Raw genomic sequence first — 19,608 nt, forward strand, 5'->3', positions numbered from 1 at the left:
TGGAATACTTGAACCACTGAGCTCCCGGGACTACATTCAGGCGTCAGTTCCCGTCTTGACCGGTCGAGCCATGCGACGACAGTCCGAGACATTGCTGCTTTTGCCGCTGCTGCCGATCTTCCTGGTCGGCATGTTTCCGATGCTGATGATCGGCCTATTGGGCTTTGCCGGACTCGCTCTGTTCGGCGTGCTCCTCGTCTGTGCCGGGCTCGCCAGCGGCAACGAGGCTCACGACACATTCAATCACGACGTCATCGTCCACGGTTATCCCAAAGGCTCCGAGCGCGCCGCGCGGGCCTCCGATGTGCATGCCGCGACACGGCTTGCGCACCGCGTCGAAGCTGCAGGTCTCGGCGTGATCATCGTCGCCATCCTCGGTTTTTTCTACGCCGGCTGACCTGCACGGCGCGCAGGCTCCATCCACGAACGCGTCACTTGTGCTTCCCGCAAGGGTTCGGGCAAGAACGGGCCGCCGGCGGCAATGATGCTGCGCCCGATCTCGGCTCACAAAGGACTGGGGAGACTCTCGATGCTCAAATTCTATTTCAACGGCTCGCCGAACCCGACCAAGGTCGCGCTTTATCTGGAAGAGTCCGCCCTGCCGTTCGAGCCGGTCGCGGTCGACACCCGCAAGGGCGAGCAGTTCACGCCCGAATTCCTCAAGATCAATCCCAACGCCAAGGTGCCGGCGATCGACGATGACGGCACCATCGTGTTCGATTCGAACGCCATCCTGCTCTATCTCGCCGAGAAGACCGGCAAGTTCCTGCCCGCGCCCGCCGTTCGCGCGCAGACGCTGTCATGGCTGATGTTCATCGCGACCGGGCTCGGCCCCTATTCGGGACAGGCGGTGCACTTCAGGCACTTCTCGCCCAAGGACCAGGACTACGCGCACAACCGCTACCAGTACGAGGGCCATCGCCACTACCAGATCCTCGACGATCATCTGGCGAAGAATCGCTACATGGTTGGCGACAGCTACTCGATCGTCGACATGGCGATGTGGGGCTGGGCACGCATGGCCGCCTTCGTGCTCGGCGAGGACGCAACCGCGAAATACCTGAACGTCAAGCGTCTCGTCGACGAGATCTCCGCGCGACCAGCGGCTGCGCGCGCCATCGCGCTGAAGGACAAGTTCGCCTTCAAGACCGTGATGGACGACGAGGCCCGCGACAACATGTTCAAGCACATGAAGACGAAGGTGGCCTGACCACCCGTGACGGGTCGCGCGTCTAAAGCGCGGCCCGGCCCCGCCGGCGCCGCCCGCGATCAGGCGGCGTGCACCGAGTTCAGGAACTTGGCGACCTCGACCTTCAGCCGGCTGCTGTCCGCCGACAGCGACTTGGCGGACGCCAGCACCTGCGAGGATGCCGAGCCGGTCTCGGAGGCGCCGCGCTGCACGTTGCCGATATTGGTCGACACGCGCTGCGTTCCGCGCGCGGCATGCTGAACGTTGCGCGAGATCTCCTGCGTCGCCGCGCCCTGCTCTTCCACGGCAGCCGCGACCGCGGCTGAAATCTCCGACAACCGCTCGATGGTTCCGCCGATCTCCCGGATCGAACCGACCGACTCCTCGGTCGCCGCCTGGATGCCGGAGACCTGCTGGGCGATCTCGCCGGTCGCCTTCGCGGTCTGCTCGGCCAATGCCTTGACCTCGGTCGCAACGACGGCAAAACCGCGGCCGGCTTCGCCGGCACGCGCGGCCTCGATGGTGGCGTTCAGCGCCAGAAGGTTGGTCTGGCCGGCGATCGTGCTGATCAGTTCGACGACGTCGCCGATCCTGGCGGCCGCCTTCGAGAGCTCGCCGACCCGCTCGTTGGTCCTGCCCGCCTGCGCCACGGCTTCATTGGCGATGCGGGCCGATTCCTGCACCTGGCGCGCGATCTCGCCTACCGACGATGAAAGCTCCTCGGTCGCGGACGCGACTGCCTGCACGTTGGCGGAGGCTTCCTGCGAAGCGGCCGCGACCTCCGTCGAGAGGTCCCGGGCCCGCGAAGCGGTCGTGGTCAGCGTGCCGGCCGACGCTTCCAGCTCGCCGGACGCCGATGAGACCGCCTCCACGATCTCGCCGACCGCCTGCTCGAACTGCTCGGCGAGCTCGACCATGTCGGCCTTGCGCTGCTCCGCCTGACGCACCTCGAGCTCCTTCTGCTCGGTGCGCAAGCGCTCGGTCTCGACCATGTTGTCCTTGAATACCTGGATCGCCTTGGCCATGTCGCCGATCTCGTCGCGATTGCCGCGTCCGGGGATCTCGGTCCTGAGATCGCCGCCGGCGAGCGATCCCATCGCGCGGGTCATCGAGGTGATCGGTCCGACGATGCTGCGGGCGATCAGGAAGGCGATGATGCCGCCGAACAGGAGGGCGACGGCGCCAGCCGCCTCCTGGACCGACGTCGTGCTCGCGATGACACCCTCGGCGGCTGCGCGCGAGGCCTGATTTTCGGTCTTCAATCCGCTTTCCGCGACCTTGAGCTTGTCGATGCTTCGGATGATCAGGGGCGCGAGATTGTTGTTGTAGATGTCGTCCGCCTTGAGCATCGCGGCGGACGTCGTCTCAAAGGCGTTCTTGTTGATCGTCAGCGATGCCTTCACCGGCGCGATCGCGGACTGGACCGCCTCCGGCAGCGTGGCACTCTCGAGCGCGGCGAGTTTTTGTTGCGTATTCTCGACGCTCGTCCTGAAGGCCGAAGCCCCCTTGCTGTCGCGCAAGGCCAGGAAGCGCCAGTTTGCAATTCGGACAAGAACGATCTTGGATTCGAGATCCGCGACCGCGGCCGCGACTTCGGCATCGTGGGAGATGCGCGCAGCGATGACCAGCTTGGCGGTCTTTGCGGCCAGATCGTCACCACCCGGCAACAGGGTCGCCCTGCCCGTCCTCATCTCGTTGACGGCGTCGCCGAGATCGTCGCACAGGGTCCGCATCTTTGCGATATCGCCGATGAGATCGCTATAGAGCTTTCGCCGCTCCTCGGAGAGCGTCGCTTTCGCGCCCACCTGAAGCAGTTGGGTCGCCGCAGCCTCCCGGTCTCCAGCCTCCTTGAGAGACGGCTCGTTCCCGTCGTGAATATAGCGAAGGTTGGCTCGCTGGATCGCCTGGAGGTGGTTCGATATTTCCAGGACCCGCGCCGTGCTGTCCGAGAGAGCCGCCGCCTTTGCGACCTGGTCCTGGACAGCCCACAGGTTCCAGACCGCCACTGCGGCCATGATCAGGCCAACTGCCACGAGAGCTGCGAAGCCGACGTAAAGACGCCCCCTGATCTTCAAACGAACGCCCGCCATTTCCTCTGTCCACCCAAGCAAGAGACGCGGGGCAGCCGGACGAACCTGAAATCGCCAGGCGACTCCCTTGCAGCCGTTGATTGCCCGTCCGGCGACTCACGGTCTGCGGCGACACAATGCGTGACACTTGTTAATTGTGTCCTTCACTCGCTTCGCGTGGACGCCGGTGGAACTCGGGCAGGACAACGCAATGAGCAGGCGGGCGGTCTTGCACAAAACCGGCCGAAAGGCTCGAACGGCTAACGGATCGGACGCAGGCTCGTGCGGACAAGCGCATCACGAACGCTTGTCCGCAACCGTGAGACAACGCGACCCGGATCAGCCCGCGGCCCGGCTTGCCGCTTCCGGAAACGGGCCCAGCGCCTTCTCGGTCAGGACCGAGTCGCAGTACTCCCGGATCTCCTTGATCCTGCCGTCCTCGATGCGAAACACCAGGCAATAGTCGTTGTCGTAGCGAATGCCTTCCTTGGTGACGTTGTCGCCCTTAGCCTCGACCACGACGAAGTCGCCGTCGGCGATGAAACGGTGGGCCACCGTGCGCGTCCGGTCGACGAGGCGCGAACGGACATGGCCGTGCAGGTCGTTGAGGATGGCGTCCCTGCCCGCGAAGGTCCGCGACCAGGAGTATTGTCCGGTCACGACCCATTTCGCGTCGTCGGCAAGGCTCTCTATGAACAGCGCACGGTCGCGGGCGGCCGGATCGGGGTCTGCGGCGGCGGCGAAGATATCCTGCATCAGTTTCTTGTTGGCGGCGGCGCTCATGGCGGCTTCTCCTTTGCTTGAGTTCGCCGGGATCATCACCGCCTCATGCAAATTCTTCCAATCGATAGTGAATATGATATCTATTCACCTCATGAATTTGAATTCGCTTGACCTCAATCTGCTGAGCGCGCTCGACGCGCTCTTGCGCGAAACCAATGTCAGCCGCGCGGCCTTGAGGATCGGGCTGTCGCAGCCGGCAACCAGCCACGCGCTCCAGCGCCTGCGGGACATTTTCGGGGATCCGCTCCTGGTGCGCACCGGCGCGCGGATGGAGCTGACGCCGCGGGCGCAGGCCCTGCGCGCACCGCTTGTGCAGGCGCTCGACCAGGTGCGCGGGCTCTTCGTATCAGAGGAATTCGACGCCGCGCGCAGCGAGCGGCAGTTCCGCTTGATGATTCCGGACCTCGCCGTCGAGCTTCTGATGCCACCTTTTATGGAGAAGGTGACGCGCCTTGCACCCAACGTCCGCATCGACGTGGTGCCATGGCGGGGACCTGCGATCTTCCACGCCGAGTTCGCCCGCACCATCGATCTCGTGATCTCGATCGGCAACGCCTTCAAGGGATTTCACCGGCAACTGCTCTATACCGATAGCGATGCGCTTGCCGTGCGGCGCGGCCATCCCGTTGGCGCAAGGCTGAAACGGCGCGAAACGTTCCTAGACGCGCGTCACGTCGCGGTCATCATCCGCGGCCAGGCCGAGGACCTGATCGACACCTGGCTGCGCACCAAAGGCATCGAACGGCACATCGCGCTCGTCGTGTCAGGCTATCTCGAAGCGCTGCATGTTGCCGCCCGCACCGATCTCGTCGCCTTCGTGCCCCGCCGCCTGATCGCGGCGCTGTCAAGGCAGCTCGCGCTCTCAACCGTGACGCCGCCGCTCGATCCCGGCATCGACGAGCAGTTCATGTTTTATCCGACCCGCGCGCAGATGGATCCCGGCTCGATCTGGCTGCGACGGCTGATGCTGGAGACCGGACGGGAATTGGAGAAGCGGAAAGCTTCGCAGCTTCAGGTGGGCTAGCTTCGTAGGGTGGGCAAAGCGAAGCGTGCCCACCACTTCCGTTGTAGCCTGGCGAGATGGTGGGCACGGCGCTACGCGCCTTTGCCCACCCTACAATCCGAGGTCTCAGGCCTTGTGCGCGTCCATCACCTTGCGCACGGCAGGCCGCTCGGACATCCGCTTGAAATGATCGGCGACCTTAGGTGTCGCCTTGATGTCGACGCCGTCGCCTTCGAGCCAGAGCGACAGCGTGTAGAGATAGGGATCACAGATCGTATACTGCTCGCCCATCACCCAGGGGGCCCCGAGCATCTTCTGCTCGATCAGCGAGAAGCAGGCACCCATGGTCTTCGGGATCATCCGTTTCATGTCCGCGAAGGAGGTCTCCTCCGTCGCCCAGCGCGCGCCGCGCATCTTGTGGGCATGCGCCACGTGCACCGTCGAGCACAGATAGGAATTGAACGACTGCGCCTGCGCGAGCGCAAAGGCATCGTCGAGCGGCGCAAGCTTGGCCTTGGGAAACACTTGCGCGATGTAGGCGAGCATCGCCGGCGTCTCGGTGAGGACCCCGCGATCGGTCACCAGCGACGGCACGCGTCCTTTCGGGTTGATTGCGAGATAGTCCGGGCTGTTCTGCTGATTGGTTTTGAAGTCGATCCGCTCGGCCCTGTAGTCGGCGCCGGCCTCTTCCAGGGCGATGTGGGAGGCGACCGCGCAGGTGCCGGGGGTGTAGTAGAGCTTGAGCATGGGAGACCTCGTACCGAAAGGGGAACGTTAACGGCAGGCCGGCGCGGCGTCCATAGGCCGTTCTCTTCGCAGTTGCCGACGGCCGCCTCGCCGTGCGAAGACGCCGCAACGGGGGATTTGACATGACGGTACTCATCGCCGGCGGCGGCATCGGCGGGTTGACGCTCGCGCTCAGCCTGCACCAGATCGGTGTGCCCGCAAGAGTGTTCGAGAGCGTCGCCGAGCTGAAACCGCTCGGCGTCGGCATCAACGTACTGCCGCATGCGGTGCGCGAATTGATCGAGCTCGGCTTGATGGAGAAGCTCGATGCGAGCGGCGTGCGCACCCGCGAGCTCGCCTATTTCTCCAAGCACGGCAAGCCGATCTGGAGCGAGCCGCGCGGGCTGGAGGCCGGCTACAAATGGCCGCAATTCTCGATCCATCGCGGCATTCTCCAGCAGCTCCTGCTCGACACCGCGGTCGAGCGGCTCGGCCGCGAGAACATTCTGACCAGTCATCATCTCACCGACTGGCATGAGACGGCCGACGGCGTCCGCGCCGACTTCATCGACAAGGCGACCGGCAAGCCTGCCGGCACGTATGAGGGCGCGCTGCTGATCGCGGCCGACGGCATCCATTCCGCCGTGCGCGAAAAGCTCTACCCGCAGGAGGGGCCGCCGATCTGGAACGGCCGCATCCTCTGGCGCGGCGTGACGCCGGCCAAAGCCTTCCTCACCGGCCGCACCATGATCATGGCCGGGCACGAGATCCTGAAATTCGTCTGCTATCCCATCACCAAGGCGCCGGAGTCGTCCGGCAACCACCAGATCAACTGGGTCGCCGAGCGGCATATGCCGCCGACCTATCAGTGGCGGCGCGAGGACTATAACCGCACCGCGCGGCTGGAGGAGTTCTTGCCGTGGTTCGAGAGCTGGCAGTTCGACTGGCTCGACGTGCCCGGCCTGATCCGGAACTGCCCGCACGCCTACGAATATCCGCTGGTCGACCGCGATCCCGTTTCGCAATGGACGTTTGGCCGCGTCACGTTGATAGGCGATGCCGCGCACCCGATGTATCCGATCGGCTCGAACGGCGCCTCGCAAGCGATCCTCGATGCCCGCGTCATCACGCGCGAGATCCTGGCGCATGGGCTGACGAGCGCGGCGCTGTTAGCCTATGAGGCCGAGCGCCGGCCGGCGACGACCGATCTTGTGCTGCTCAACCGCAAGAACGGTCCGGAGCAGGTGATGCAACTCGTCGAGGAGCGCGCGCCTGATGGCTACGGCGTCGTCACCGACGTGCTGTCGCAGAAGGAGCTTGAAGACATCGCCGCGAACTACAAGCGCGTCGCCGGCTTCCAGGTCGAGGCCCTCAACGCCAAGCCGCCGCTCGTGCCGCGGCACGCCGATGCGAGGCGCACGAGCACCTAGGTCGTCGCCGCACGATCCGCAATGCCGTTGACGGGCGCGAGTTACCCGGAGCGACGACCACCCAACACCGACGACATCCGCTTCAGCTTATTGATGGCGCGAATGGCGTAACCGAGCCCAGCCGGATTGGTCTGGCGCAGGAAGGCGACCTTTTTCACATACTTTTCGATGTGCCATTTGGCGTGCGCGCCCTCGCGGAAAAAGACGACGTCGCCGACACCATAGCGTTTCGGCGGCATGCCATCGCTCTCGATCACCATCGATCCTTCAAGGATCATGATCGTCTCGTCGAGATCGTAGTACCAGTTGAACTTGCCTTCGGTGCAGGACCAGATCAGGGTCGTGGCAGTGCCGCACGCGCTGGTCGACAGCAGGTGCGAACGCGCCTGCGGGTTTCCTTCAATGATCCATGATGGCTCTATCGGGGACGGCTTGAGATCGACGTTGCAATGGCCGGTCTCAATAAGCGCAAGCGACATGGCTCACCTCAAGGCCTTAAGTAAAGGACGGCTTTCAAAATTATCCCGTTTAACCTTTGTTAATTTTCTATCGGCCACGGGCAACCTACAATCAAAGCTTCCGCAAAGAATATGAAGTGGCCACTTTGCCGCAACCAGGTCGACGATGTATCGAACATCGCGATTCGCCTGCAGATTGGCTGTATCCGCCTCTCTCTTTTGCCGCTGCGACAATATGCGCGCATCGAAATGCTCGCGCTGTTGGGGTCGGCAACGATCGGCATGCTCATTGTGCGCGCAAGGAATCCGCGAGCAAATCCTCTCATTGCACGCGCGGGTAGACCCTGTTCCAGGCTGGGAACGTGAAGCAGGTCCACCGCGCCTGTATCAGCGAACCACTTTCGCCGCATCGAGCAGGCGCTCGCTGGCGGTGGCGGTCGCAAGCAGCGTGCCGTCTTCGGCCACCAGCTTCCCTTCGACGAATGCGATCGTCTTGCCGAGCTGGGTGACCCTGGCCTCAGCCACGATCGGCCCGGGCTTGGCCGGCGCGAGAAAGTTCACGGTCATGCTGACGGTCGTCGTATAGAGCCTGCCCTCGCTCATCACGAGCACGGCCGGACCCATCGTATCGTCGAGCATCGCGGACAGCATGCCCCCCTGGATGAAACCGGCCGGGTTGCAGAATTCCGGCTTGCCCTCGAAGCCAAGCTGGATCCAGCCCTCCTCGGGCCGGGCGTCCAAAAGGCGCCAGCCCAGGAGCTTGGCACAGGGTGGCATGTTGAAATCGTCGAGCGCAGTCTTGACCATCGGGAACCTCCGTTTCGGTTCCGATAGCGCAGCGCTGCTGCCAGCATCCTGTCAGGAGTGCGCGAGAAGCTAGAGATCAAGCCCGTGCGCGATCACCTTGCGCATGAGGTTGGGCAGCGCTTCGTCAGCAAGGGTTGCGATCGGAACCCACCGCATGCCCCCTGGCGCACGGCTGCGGCCGTCGACCTCGGCGGTGTAGACAACGAGCTCCAGCGGAAAATGCGTGAACACGTGGGTGACCACGCCCAGCTTGCGCTGCCAGCGCGTGAGGCCCTTGATCTCAGGCGCCTGCGCGCGCGCGGCCTTGTCGTCCTGGCCGGCGAGCCAATCCGAGCCCGGCACCTCGGTCATGCCGCCGAGCAGACCCTTTTCGGCCCGCGAGCGGACCAGCAGCTCATCGCCACGGACGACGACGAAGGCCGCTCCTCTCCGCAGCGTACCGCTCTTCTTCGGCGCCTTGCGCGGAAACGTCTCCTGCGTGCCTTGCGCCCGCGCGACGCAATCCTCGTTCAACGGGCAGAGCGAACACGCCGGCTTCTTCGGCGTGCAGATCGAGGAGCCCAGATCCATCAGCGCCTGCGCGCTGTCGCCGGCGCGAGACTTCTCGTCGCCAGCACGGGTCTCGGCGAGCAGGGTCGCCGCCAATTGCTGGATCAGCGGTTTTGCCTGCGGCAATTCCTCCTCGACGGCGTACAGACGCGACACCACCCGCTCGATATTGCCGTCAACCGGCATGGTGCGCCGATCGAACGCGATCGCGGCGATCGCCGCCGCAGTGTAGGGCCCAATGCCCGGCAGAGACCGCAAACCTTCTTCGCTATCGGGAAACACGCCGCCATGGTCGCGCGCCACCGCGACCGCGCAGGCATGCAGATTGCGCGCCCGCGAATAGTAGCCGAGCCCCGCCCACATCCGCAGCACGTCGTCCTGCGAGGCGCGGCCGAGCGCGGTGACGTCAGGCCAGCGCGCGAGGAATTTTTCGAAATAGGGCCCGACCGCCTTGACCGTGGTCTGCTGGAGCATGATCTCCGACAGCCAGACGCGGTACGGATCGGGCGTCTCGCCCGCCGCCGCCCGCCATGGCAGGCGGCGGCGATGGCGGTCGTACCACTGCAGCAGCGCGAAAGGGCGCGCGGAGACTTCCGACCGAACTGGTTGCGATTTCGCCCTCAGGGCGGGTTTGGAGCTCATGCAGACACTGTATCGACGTCGCACCGAACTCTCCACGTCATGCCCGCGCCTGTCGCCGGCATCCACGCCTTTCTTCACGGCACAACGTGGATGGCCGGGCATAGGCGAGCGGAAGCGACACCGTCCCTTGGACGGCTATGCCCGGCATGGCGCCGGATAGCTTCTGGTCAGCGTCGCCGGATGATATAAGGAAGCCATGTCCAAGCCCGGCCCCATCAGTGCAAAGCCGCTGTCGATCCTGCTCAACGACGTCTTCGCCGAGGCCTATGCCAAGCAGGGCTTTGCCGCGCGCGAACTGGTGACGCGGTGGGGCGAGATTGCCGGCTCCGAGATCGCCGCGCATTCGGAGCCGCTGAAGATGCAATGGCCGCGGCCGGTGGAGGGCCAGCCGCAGGAGCCGGCGACACTGGTGCTGCGGGTCGAGGGGCCGATGGCGCTGGAGATCCAGCACTCGGCCGACGTCATCCTGGAGCGGGTCAACCGCTTCTTCGGCTGGAATGCGGTCGGCAAGCTCGCCTTCCGCCAGGCCCCCCTATCCAGCCGCGGCCGCCCGGCGCGACCCCGCCCGCCCGACGCCGCGGCGGTGGCAAAGGTGGCCGAGACCCTCGGCAATATCGACGATGAACAATTGCGGGACGCGCTGGCCCGGCTGGGTGCCGCAATCAAGCGAAATTGAGCCTCATTCCGCCGCTAATCTGGAGCGGATATTGCGGCCCGCCATTGCCTCCATTGCGGTTTCAAGCTAGCGACAGGCCGCTCAATCGGGGAACTTTGGGCGTGCCCACGCCAATTTCGGGAGTTGGACCTTTGATGATCACCCGCCGCGTCTTCACCACGATGCTTTCGCTGACCGGACTTGCCGTGGCTGCCGGGTTGTCGCCGCTGCGGCTTATCACCGAGGCCATGGCGCAGAGCGCCTCCGATGTCGCCAAGCCGGTGTCGCTGCCCGACATGGCGCTCGGCCCGGACAACGCCGCCGTCACCATCACCGAGTTCGCCTCGATGACCTGCCCGCATTGCGCGGCCTTCAACGAGCAGGTGTTCCCGAAGATCAAGAAGGAATTCATCGACACCGGCAAGGTACGCTACATCTTCCGCGAGTTCCCGCTCGACATCAAAGCCGCCGCCGGCGCGATGCTGGCGCGCTGCATCGCCAATGGTGATGCGCCGAAATATTTTGCCGTCACCGACATGCTGTTCCGCTCGCAGGCCGACTGGGTGACGAAGAACACCACGGAGACGCTTGCCCGGATCGGCAAGCAGGCGGGCCTCTCGCAGAGCCAGGTCGAGGCCTGCCTGAAGGACCAGGCGCTGCTCGACAAGATCGCCGCCGACCAGAAATATGCGAGCGAGGTCCTGAAGGTCGATTCGACGCCGACGTTCTTCATCAACGGCGAGAAGATCAAGGGCGAGGCCTCGTTCGAGGAATTCGCGAAGAAGATCAATCCGCTGTTGAAGAGCTGATCTTCACGCTTGATCCTGATTCGCGCCTCAAAAGCCTTGGGAAAAGCGTTGCTGGCCGGTTGCCCTTGAGCACCGGCACAGCCATTGTCGCTTGTGCATAAGCCGCTCGAAGCGGTAGCCCAGACACCGACATTTGCCTTCTATGGTATTGTCACGGCAGGGAGATTCGCGTCCTGCCAACAGAGAAGCGTGTTTTATGAAGATCACTCGCCTGCGCCTTCATGGCTTCAAGTCCTTCGTTGAGCCCACCGACTTCGTGATCGAAGCGGGCCTCACCGGCGTCGTCGGACCGAACGGCTGCGGCAAGTCGAACCTGGTCGAAGCGCTGCGCTGGGCGATGGGCGAGACCTCGCACAAATCGCTGCGCGCCGCCGACATGGACGCGGTAATCTTCGCCGGCTCCGGCAATCGTCCCGCGCGCAACCACGCCGAAGTGACGATGACGATCGACAATGCCGATCGCACCGCGCCGGCGGCGATGAACGACAGCCAGCTTCTCGAAATCTCCCGCCGCATCGAGCGCGAGGCCGGCTCGGTCTATCGCATCAACGGCCGCGACGTGCGCGCCCGTGACGTGCAGATCCTGTTCGCCGATGCCGCCACCGGCGCGCGCTCGCCCGCCCTCGTCCACCAGGGCAAGATCGGCGAGATCATCCAGGCCAAGCCCGAGCAGCGCCGCCGCGTGCTCGAAGATGCCGCCGGCGTCGCCGGCCTGCACGCCCGCCGCCATGAGGCCGAGCTGCGGCTGAAGGCGGCCGAAACCAACCTCACCCGCGTCGAGGACGTGATCGGCCAGCTCGCAGGGCAAATGGAAGGCTTGAAGAAGCAGGCCCGTCAGGCCGTGCGCTATCGCGAGGTCGCGGCCAAGGTCCGCAAGGCCGAGGCGACGCTGTTCCATCTGCGCTGGATCGGCGCGCATGCCGAGGTCAATGATTCCGGCCACACCCATGATCTCGCCGTGCGCGAGATGGCCGAGCGCACCCAGCATCAGGCCGAAGCCGCTCGCATCCAGGCGATCCGCGCCGCCGGGATGCCGGCGCTGCGCGATGCGGAAGCGCGCGCTGCGGCAGGCCTGCAACGGCTTACCAATGCACGCGAACTGCTCGACCGCGAGGAAGAGCGCGCCAAGGAGCGCGTTACCGAGCTCGAGCGCCGGCTGGCCCAGTTCGAGGGCGATATCGCCCGCGCCCAGCAGCAGACCATGGACGCCGACGTCGCGCTTCAGCGGCTCGACGCCGAGGATCTGGAGCTGAAGGAAGAGATCAAGTCGCGCGTCGAGAAGCGCTCCGGCGTCGATGAGCGCGTGTCCGAGGCCGAGGCGACGCTGACCGAAGCCGAGCAGCAGTTCTCCGAGCTGACCACGGCGCTCGCCGACCTCACCGCCAAGCGGAATCAACTCGAAGCCAACGTCCGCACCCACCGTGACAAGCTCGCCCGGCTCGACCAGGAGATCGCGAACGTCGCGGCGGAGGAGCAGAAGCTTGCCGAGGAGACCGGCGGCTTCGGTGATCTCGACGAGTTGACCGCTGCGGTCGAGAACGCCGAGCAGACTCTGGCGGCCTCGGAGGCCGCAGCGCAGGACAGCGAAGCCGCGCATGTGGCCGCGCGACAGACGCTGGAATCCTCGCGCTCGCCGCTGAACGAGGCCGACAAGCGCGTGCAGCGCCTGGAAACCGAGGCGCGCACGATCTCCAAGATCGTCAACGGCGAGACCAAGAATCTGTGGCCACCGATCATCGATGGCATCACCGTCGACAAGGGCTTTGAAAAGGCGATCGGCGCCGCACTCGGCGACGACCTCGATGCCCCCGTCGATCCCTCCGCGCCGATGCGCTGGACCAATGCCGGTGTCACCGAAGGCGATCCGGCCTTGCCCGAGGGCGTCGTGCCGCTCTCGAGCCACGTGCAGGCGCCGATCGAGCTGGCGCGTCGTCTCGCCCAGATCGGCGTGGTGCCGCGCGAGCGCGGCGCCGAGCTCGTCTCGAAACTCAAGACCGGCCAGCGGCTGGTCTCGCCGGAAGGCGACGTCTGGCGCTGGGACGGTTTTGTCGCGGCGGCTCACGCGCCGACCGGCGCCGCGCGGCGGCTCGCCGAGCGCGCCCGCCTCGTCGACATCGAGAACGAGCTCGAGCAGGCCCGCATCGACGCGCAGATCAAGCGCCAGGCGCTGGAGAATGCCGATTCCGAATTGAAGATGGCCGCCAGCACCGAAGGCGCCACCCGCGAGGCCTGGCGCGCCGCGCAGCGCGAGCTCAACGCCGCGCGCGAGCGCCACGCCACCGCGGAGCGCGAGATCAACCGTCGCGCTGCGCGCAAGTCGGCGCTGTCGGAAGCGCACAGCCGCCTCGCCGCCGACCGCGCCGAGGCCGAGGCCGCGCATGAATATGCGGCCGCCGCGATCTCCGAGCTGCCGTCGAGCGAAGACACCGAAGTCCGGCTCGCCGCCGTGCGCAGCGACATCGAGGGCCATCGCCGCATGGCCGCCCAGGTCCGCGCCGAGGCGCAGGCGCTGGCGCGCGAGGCTGAGCTTGCCGACCGCCGCGTGCAGGCGATCCTCGCCGAGCGCACCGAATGGCAGAACCGCAAGGAGAGCGCAGCCTCCCACATCGACACCATCCAGGCCCGCATTACCGAGGTCTCGATCGAGCGCAGCGATCTCGAGAACGCGCCCGCGGTGTTCGCCGAGAAGCGCAGCGCGCTGATCAACGAGATCGAGTACGCCGAGAATGATCGCCGCGTTGCCGCCGACGCGCTCGCCGAAGCCGAAACGGCGATGGCCGAGACCGATCGCGTCGCAAAGCTGACGCTCGAAGCCTTGTCGAGCGCCCGCGAGGCGACAGCGCGTGCCGAGGAGCGCATGGAAGGCGCGCGGCGCCGGCTGGAAGACATCGAGCGCGAAATCCGCGACATGCTGGAGGTCGAGCCGCAGGCCGTTGCCGGCCTTGCCGAGATCGAGCCCGGCGCCGAGCTGCCGTCGCTGCACGAAATCGAGGAGGACCTCGAAAAGATGCGCCGCGACCGCGAGCGTCTCGGCGCTGTGAACCTGCGCGCCGAGGAAGAGCTCAAGGAGGTCGAGACTCAGCACACCAGCCTGACCACCGAGCGCGACGACCTCGTCGAAGCCATCAAGCGGCTGCGCCAGGGCATCCAGAGCCTCAACAAGGAGGCCCGCGAGCGGCTGTTGACCTCGTTCGAGGTCGTCAACAACCACTTCAAGCGCCTTTTCGTCGAGCTGTTCGGCGGCGGCGAAGCAGCACTGCACCTGATCGAAAGCGACGACCCGCTCGAGGCCGGCCTCGAGATCATCGCAAAGCCCCCGGGCAAGAAGCCGCAGACGCTCTCGCTGCTCTCGGGCGGCGAGCAGGCGCTGACCGCGATGGCGCTGATCTTTGCGGTGTTCCTCACCAATCCATCGCCGATCTGCGTGCTGGACGAAGTCGACGCGCCGCTCGACGACCACAACGTCGAACGGTACTGCAACCTCCTGCACGAGATGACCAGCTCGACCGACACGCGCTTCATCATCATTACGCACAATCCGATCACCATGGCGCGGATGAACCGGCTGTTCGGCGTCACCATGGCCGAGCGCGGCGTCTCGCAGCTCGTGTCGGTGAGCCTGGCCGAGGCCGTGGACATTCTCGACCAGAACGTGGCGTGACGATTTCTGCGTCATTCCGGGGCTCGCCACCGGGTCCGCGCAAAGCGCGGCCCGATGACAGGCTCCGCGAGAACCCGGAATCTCGCACCATAAGCATTGACGTCATCATCCGCCAAGGCGGATGATCCAGTACGCCGCGGCTTCTCAGTTAACTGTCACTGTCTCGGAATACTGGATGCCCCGCCCGCGCGGGGCATGACGATGGAAGATGATTTCACCGACGCTCCCCGCCGAGCTCAAAGCCGCACTTGATGCCAAGCTCATAGGCTTTTCCCGCACCGATGCCGCGCAGCGGGCCGGGCGCATCTCGAACACCTATCGCGCAGGCGGCGGCTCCGGCACGATCAAGTCGGACGCCGATGCGCTGGCCTATGCACTCGCGCGCATGCCCGCGACCTATGCCGCCGTGGCCGCGAGCCTCAATGCGCTAACCGAGATCGCGCCGGAGCTTGCCCCGGAAAGCCTGCTCGATGTCGGCGCAGGTCCGGGCACCGCGAGCTGGGCGGCCGCGGAAGCCTTTGCTTCGTTGCAATCCTTCACCCTGCTCGACGCGAACCGCACATTGAGCAGCCTGGCGCTCGAGCTTGCGCAGGACAGCAGGCGACTGGCCGACTGCCGCTATTTGCCGGGCGACGCGGGCACGAACCTCGCAGAAGCGGCGCCCGCCGATCTCGTCGTCGCGAGCTACGTGATCGGTGAGCTCAGTGAGCACGACCAACGCGCGCTCGGCAAGGCCATGTGGGCGAAAGCCCGGCACGCTCTCGTCGTGATCGAGCCCGGCACACCGGCCGGCTATGCGCGCATCCTTGCGCTACGCCAGCAGCTGATCGCATCGGGCGCGCATGTCGCGGCGCCCTGCCCGCACGACAAACCCTGCCCGCTCACAGCGCCCGACTGGTGCCATTTCGCCCAGCGCCTGCCGCGCTCGCAGGCGCACCGGCAACTCAAGGGCGCCGAGGTCCCCTTCGAGGACGAGAAGTTCATCTATGTGGCGCTGACCCGCGCGCCTGTCCCCGCGCGCTTTTCGCGCGTGCTGGCAGAGCCTGATATCGGCAAGGCCGAGATCACGGCAAAACTCTGCACCGAAGAGGGCGTCGAGCTTGCGAAGGTGCCGCGCCGGGACAAGGCGGCCTATGCGGGTGCCCGTCGCTGGCGCTGGGGCCATGCCGTCATGGCCGAAAGTTAACTTCGATCGGTGCTTTTCCCTTGAACTGGAATGGGCCCGCGCCCGACCAAGCCTTACTTGCCTTTTGCCTGCCTTCTCGAGCCGGCCTGCCGCCCGGCGTCATTTTAGTCTACGCTATCCGCCTTCTTCCCCCTTCAGGAGTTCTCCATGTCGACCGGCTGGATCGTTCTCGGCGTCATCGTCGTCCTCGTGCTGTTCGCCTTCGGCGCCTATAACCGCCTGGTGGCGCTGAGCCAGCGCGTCGGCCAGGCCTTTGCCGATATCGATGTGCAGCTCAAGCAGCGGCATGACCTGATCCCGAACCTTGTCGAGACCGTGAAGGGCTATGCCGCGCATGAGCGCGGCACGCTCGACGATGTCATCAAGGCGCGCAATTCGGCGATGTCGGCGCAGGGGCCGGCGCAGGTGTCCGCGGCCGAGAACCAGCTCTCCGGCGCGCTCGGCCGGCTGATCGCGCTATCGGAGGCCTATCCGGATCTCAAGGCCAACGCCAATTTCCAGCAGCTCGCGAGCGAGCTCTCCGACCTCGAAAACAAGATCGCGGCGAGCCGCCGTTTCTTCAACAACGCGGTCCAGGAATACAACACCGGCATCCAGCAGATGCCCGCCGCCTTGTTCGCCGGCATGTTCGGCTTCACCCGCAAGGAGTTCTTCGATCTCGGCGCAAGCCGCACCGAGGTCGAGGCGGCGCCGCAGGTCAAGTTCTGATCTGAAACGATAGACCGGCAGGACAGCGCGCCATGGCCGCGTATGGTCTCTACACGCATATCGCCTCGAACAAGTTTCGTTCGATGGTGCTGCTCGCGGGGCTGTTCCTGCTGGTCTACGTGCTGGTCTACGCCGGCGCGCTGATCGCCGAAGTCGTCATCAACGGCAATCAGCCCGTCGCCTACTACCTGACCCGCGCCTTCTCCGACCTGATCAAGGCATCGCCCTTCGCGACCGCCGCGGCGATCGCCTGGATCGTGATCGCCTATTTCTTCCACCAGTCGATGATCGACGCCGTCACCGGCGGACGCGACGTGACAAGGCAGGAAGAGCCGCGGCTCTACAATCTCCTCGAAAATCTCTGCATCTCGCGCGGCATCACCATGCCGAAGCTGAAGATCATGGAGAGCCCGGCGCTGAACGCGTTCGCGACCGGCCTCAACCCGCGGCAATATGCGATCACCGTCACCACGGGTCTGATGAAAGCGCTGAACGACCAGGAGATCGAGGCGGTGCTGGGCCACGAGCTGACCCACATCAGGAACGGCGACGTACAGCTGATGGTGGTCGCCGTGATCATCGCCGGCGTGGTCGGCTTCTTCGGCGAGTTGTTCTTTCGCCTGTTCACCAGCTTCAACTGGAGCTCCGGCTCCGGCGGCTCGTGGTCGTCGGGTTCGTCCTCCTCGTCGCGATCGTCCTCCTCCAGCGACAGCAAGAGCTCCGGCGGCGGCGCGGTGGTGGTCATCATCATCGCGGTCGTGCTGATCGTGGTGGCGTGGCTGGTGTCGCAGGTGGTGAAGCTCGCGCTGTCGCGTTCGCGCGAATTCCTGGCCGATGCCGGCTCGGTCGAACTCACCAAGAATCCCGACGCGATGATCTCGGCGCTGCGCAAGATCGACGGCCGCGGCGAGCTGCCGGGCGCGACCTCCGCCGTGATGGAGCTTTGCGTCGACAATCCCCGCGAGGGCTTCGCCGATTTGTTCGCGACCCACCCTTCCGTGGACTCGCGGGTCAAGGCGCTGGTCAATTTTGCCGGTGGCCATGATCCGGGCCCGCTGCCGCCGCCGTCGGAGGAGTCCGAGGAATCAGACACGCCGACGGAACGCCAGGATACCCCGCCGGCGCTGCCCAGCGGCCCGTGGAACGATTCCGGCACGCCGGCCGATGCCACGCAGGGCACGGCACCCAGCCGATCCGGAACCCCCGCCGACAATCCGATGGGGCCCTGGGGTCGTCATTGAACGCATAATTTGCCACGTCGCGAGGCCGGACGCGGAGCGATCCCGTTGCGATTGGGAAAAACCTCGGGAATTGCCGCAACGAGGCCGCGAGGAATTGAATTCTCCCTTGTTTCTGCCATGTTCGCGCCCAACAGCAGACTCGGGACATCGATTTGCGACCCGGCCGATCGCAACCAGCGATCGGCGGGCGCGCGTTAGGGGACAGCAATGGCAAAGCCGGCAGTGGTTGTGGTGGGCGCGGACAAGGGCGGGGTCGGCAAGACCACGGTTTCGCGTACCTTGCTCGATTATTTTTCCGCCAACAACGTGCCGACCCGCGCGTTCGACACGGAATCCCCGCGCGGAACCCTGAAGCGCTTCCATCCCGACATCACCGAGATCGTCGATATGACGACGACGGCCGACCAGATGAAGATCTTCGACACGCTCAATGCGGTGAGCCCGTCGGTGACCGTGATCGACGTCCGCGCCGGCCTGCTCTCGCCGGCGCTGGCTTCGCTGCGCGACATCGGCTTCCTCGACGCCGCCAAGGCCGGCCAGATCACCTTCGCGGTGTTCCATATCCTGGGGCCCTCGATCGCATCGCTGGAGGAGATCGCCGAGACGGCGGGTTTCATGACCGGCGCGAAATATTTCCTGGTGAAGAACTTCATCAACGACACCCAGTTCTTCCAGTGGGACCAGGCGACCTACAACTCCTACTTCCACCGCATCAAGGACGCGACCGAGCTGACCATCCCCAAGCTCAACGAAATGGCCTATGAGCAGGTCGAGGTCTCGTCCGTTCCGTTCCTGAAATTCGTCGCCAACAAAGGCATCCACGACGAGGCCGCGAACTATTCGTTCGTGCTGCGCGGCTATGTCCGGCACTGGCTGGCGAACGTCTGGAGCGAGTTTGACCGCATCCGGCTGACCGACATCGTCGGCTCCAAGCCCGCCGCCCGCAGCAGCGAAAAATAGTTGCGGGCAAGCCGCGGATGCGGCTGGATTGGGCGCCGGACCCGCCTGATATAGCTGCTAATGGCCGCCACGCCCGTCTACATCATCTGCTCTCCCCGACCACAGGTCGGCAAGACGCTGCTTGCGCGCTTGCTGACCGAATTCCTGCTGCTCAAGAACGGTGATGTCGCGTCCTTCGACGTCAATCTGAAGGAGCCGTCGCTGCTCGACTATCTGCCGAAGGTCACCGAGACGGCCGACGTCATCGATACCTACGGCAAGATGCAGCTCATGGACCGCGTCATCGTCGATGACGGCCTCGCCAAGGTCATCGACCTCGGCTTCCACGCCTTCGACGAGTTCTTCAAGATGACCGACGAGATCGGCCTGTTGAAGGAAGCCGCACGGCGCCACGTGGCGCCGATGATCCTGTTCGTCGCCGACACCGACCGCGTCTCCGGCCGCGCATACGAGATGCTGCGCGCACAGATCCCGCGGATCAACCTGATCGTCGTGGACAATGAATACGTCGTGCGCGGCGAACTGCCGCCCGCCATGGCCGGCGGCAGGCTGTTCCGCCTGCCAGCGCTGCCGGGCTTCCTGAAGACCTATATCGACCGGCTGACCTTCTCCTTCACCGGCTATCTGCGCCAGGAGAAGGATTCGTCGACCGAGCTGCATCAGTGGATCCGGAGGAATTATCTCGCCTTCCGTGAGCTCGAGCTCAGCCTGATCCTGCAACAGTCCTAATTT

18 protein-coding genes are annotated in these 19,608 nt (G+C 65.1%); 12 read left to right on the plus strand and 6 right to left on the minus strand.

The window, feature by feature from the left end:
* Positions 1-70: 70 nt before the first annotated feature.
* Together NLN62_RS05760 and NLN62_RS05765 are read left to right on the plus strand one after the other, a co-directional pair.
* Positions 71-397, plus strand: a complete 327-nt coding sequence (locus tag NLN62_RS05760; RefSeq protein WP_027524269.1) for a hypothetical protein — start codon at positions 71-73, stop codon at positions 395-397.
* Positions 398-529: 132 nt separating this feature from the next.
* Positions 530-1,210 carry a glutathione S-transferase family protein gene (locus tag NLN62_RS05765; protein WP_254107891.1) on the plus strand — a complete coding sequence of 227 codons (681 nt, stop codon included), beginning with the start codon at positions 530-532 and terminating at the stop codon, positions 1,208-1,210.
* A 59-nt stretch (positions 1,211-1,269) separates the two neighbouring features.
* On the opposite strand, the gene NLN62_RS05770 is transcribed toward NLN62_RS05765, so the two are convergent.
* Together NLN62_RS05770 and NLN62_RS05775 are read right to left on the minus strand one after the other, a co-directional pair.
* Positions 1,270-3,279, minus strand: coding sequence for a methyl-accepting chemotaxis protein (locus NLN62_RS05770; protein WP_254107895.1), 2,010 nt, complete (start codon positions 3,277-3,279; stop codon positions 1,270-1,272).
* A 318-nt stretch (positions 3,280-3,597) separates the two neighbouring features.
* Positions 3,598-4,041, minus strand: coding sequence for a nuclear transport factor 2 family protein (locus tag NLN62_RS05775; protein WP_254107897.1), 444 nt, complete (start codon positions 4,039-4,041; stop codon positions 3,598-3,600).
* 91 nt (positions 4,042-4,132) lie between these two features.
* Here NLN62_RS05775 and NLN62_RS05780 point away from each other — a divergent pair, with 91 nt between their 5' ends.
* Positions 4,133-5,065: a LysR family transcriptional regulator gene (locus NLN62_RS05780; RefSeq protein WP_254107899.1), complete on the plus strand. Its 933-nt coding sequence runs from the start codon at positions 4,133-4,135 to the stop codon at positions 5,063-5,065.
* 105 nt (positions 5,066-5,170) lie between these two features.
* Here the strand turns inward: NLN62_RS05780 and NLN62_RS05785 are convergent, their stop codons facing one another.
* Positions 5,171-5,791: a glutathione S-transferase family protein gene (locus tag NLN62_RS05785; protein ID WP_254107901.1), complete on the minus strand. Its 621-nt coding sequence runs from the start codon at positions 5,789-5,791 to the stop codon at positions 5,171-5,173.
* A gap of 122 nt (positions 5,792-5,913) precedes the next feature.
* Between NLN62_RS05785 and NLN62_RS05790 the strand changes: the two genes are divergently transcribed.
* The gene (locus NLN62_RS05790) at positions 5,914-7,200 is read left to right on the plus strand and encodes a flavin-dependent oxidoreductase (protein ID WP_254107903.1); all 1,287 of its coding nucleotides are present in this window, start codon (positions 5,914-5,916) and stop codon (positions 7,198-7,200) included.
* A 41-nt stretch (positions 7,201-7,241) separates the two neighbouring features.
* Here NLN62_RS05790 and NLN62_RS05795 read toward each other — a convergent pair whose 3' ends face one another.
* The 3 genes from NLN62_RS05795 to mutY form a co-directional block, all read right to left on the minus strand.
* Complete coding sequence (locus NLN62_RS05795) at positions 7,242-7,679, minus strand: cupin domain-containing protein (RefSeq protein ID WP_027524262.1); 438 nt, start codon at positions 7,677-7,679, stop codon at positions 7,242-7,244.
* A 366-nt stretch (positions 7,680-8,045) separates the two neighbouring features.
* Complete coding sequence (locus tag NLN62_RS05800; protein WP_027524261.1) at positions 8,046-8,465, minus strand: PaaI family thioesterase; 420 nt, start codon at positions 8,463-8,465, stop codon at positions 8,046-8,048.
* Positions 8,466-8,534: 69 nt separating this feature from the next.
* Entirely contained in the window at positions 8,535-9,656 is a 1,122-nt protein-coding gene (mutY, locus tag NLN62_RS05805) for an A/G-specific adenine glycosylase (RefSeq protein ID WP_254107905.1), read from the minus strand.
* Positions 9,657-9,852: 196 nt separating this feature from the next.
* Here mutY and NLN62_RS05810 point away from each other — a divergent pair, with 196 nt between their 5' ends.
* The 8 genes from NLN62_RS05810 (at position 9,853) to NLN62_RS05845 (ending at position 19,605) form a co-directional block, all read left to right on the plus strand.
* Complete coding sequence (locus NLN62_RS05810; protein WP_027524259.1) at positions 9,853-10,332, plus strand: DUF721 domain-containing protein; 480 nt, start codon at positions 9,853-9,855, stop codon at positions 10,330-10,332.
* Positions 10,333-10,463: 131 nt separating this feature from the next.
* Positions 10,464-11,120 (plus strand): DsbA family protein, encoded by a 657-nt coding sequence (locus NLN62_RS05815; RefSeq protein WP_027524258.1) that lies wholly within the window; start codon positions 10,464-10,466, stop codon positions 11,118-11,120.
* A gap of 196 nt (positions 11,121-11,316) precedes the next feature.
* Positions 11,317-14,781 carry a chromosome segregation SMC family protein gene (locus NLN62_RS05820; RefSeq protein WP_027524257.1) on the plus strand — a complete coding sequence of 1,155 codons (3,465 nt, stop codon included), beginning with the start codon at positions 11,317-11,319 and terminating at the stop codon, positions 14,779-14,781.
* 208 nt (positions 14,782-14,989) lie between these two features.
* Positions 14,990-15,967 (plus strand): small ribosomal subunit Rsm22 family protein, encoded by a 978-nt coding sequence (locus NLN62_RS05825; protein ID WP_254107907.1) that lies wholly within the window; start codon positions 14,990-14,992, stop codon positions 15,965-15,967.
* Between the two features lie 147 nt (positions 15,968-16,114).
* Positions 16,115-16,675, plus strand: a complete 561-nt coding sequence (locus tag NLN62_RS05830; protein WP_027524255.1) for a LemA family protein — start codon at positions 16,115-16,117, stop codon at positions 16,673-16,675.
* 32 nt (positions 16,676-16,707) lie between these two features.
* Complete coding sequence (locus NLN62_RS05835; protein WP_254107909.1) at positions 16,708-17,916, plus strand: M48 family metallopeptidase; 1,209 nt, start codon at positions 16,708-16,710, stop codon at positions 17,914-17,916.
* Positions 17,917-18,123: 207 nt separating this feature from the next.
* Positions 18,124-18,876, plus strand: coding sequence for a hypothetical protein (locus NLN62_RS05840; protein ID WP_027524253.1), 753 nt, complete (start codon positions 18,124-18,126; stop codon positions 18,874-18,876).
* Between the two features lie 60 nt (positions 18,877-18,936).
* Positions 18,937-19,605 (plus strand): hypothetical protein, encoded by a 669-nt coding sequence (locus NLN62_RS05845; protein WP_027524252.1) that lies wholly within the window; start codon positions 18,937-18,939, stop codon positions 19,603-19,605.
* The last annotated feature ends 3 nt before the right edge of the window (positions 19,606-19,608 follow it).

The sequence above is a fragment of the Bradyrhizobium sp. CCGUVB23 genome (assembly GCF_024199885.1).
Taxonomy (GTDB): Bacteria; Pseudomonadota; Alphaproteobacteria; order Rhizobiales; family Xanthobacteraceae; genus Bradyrhizobium.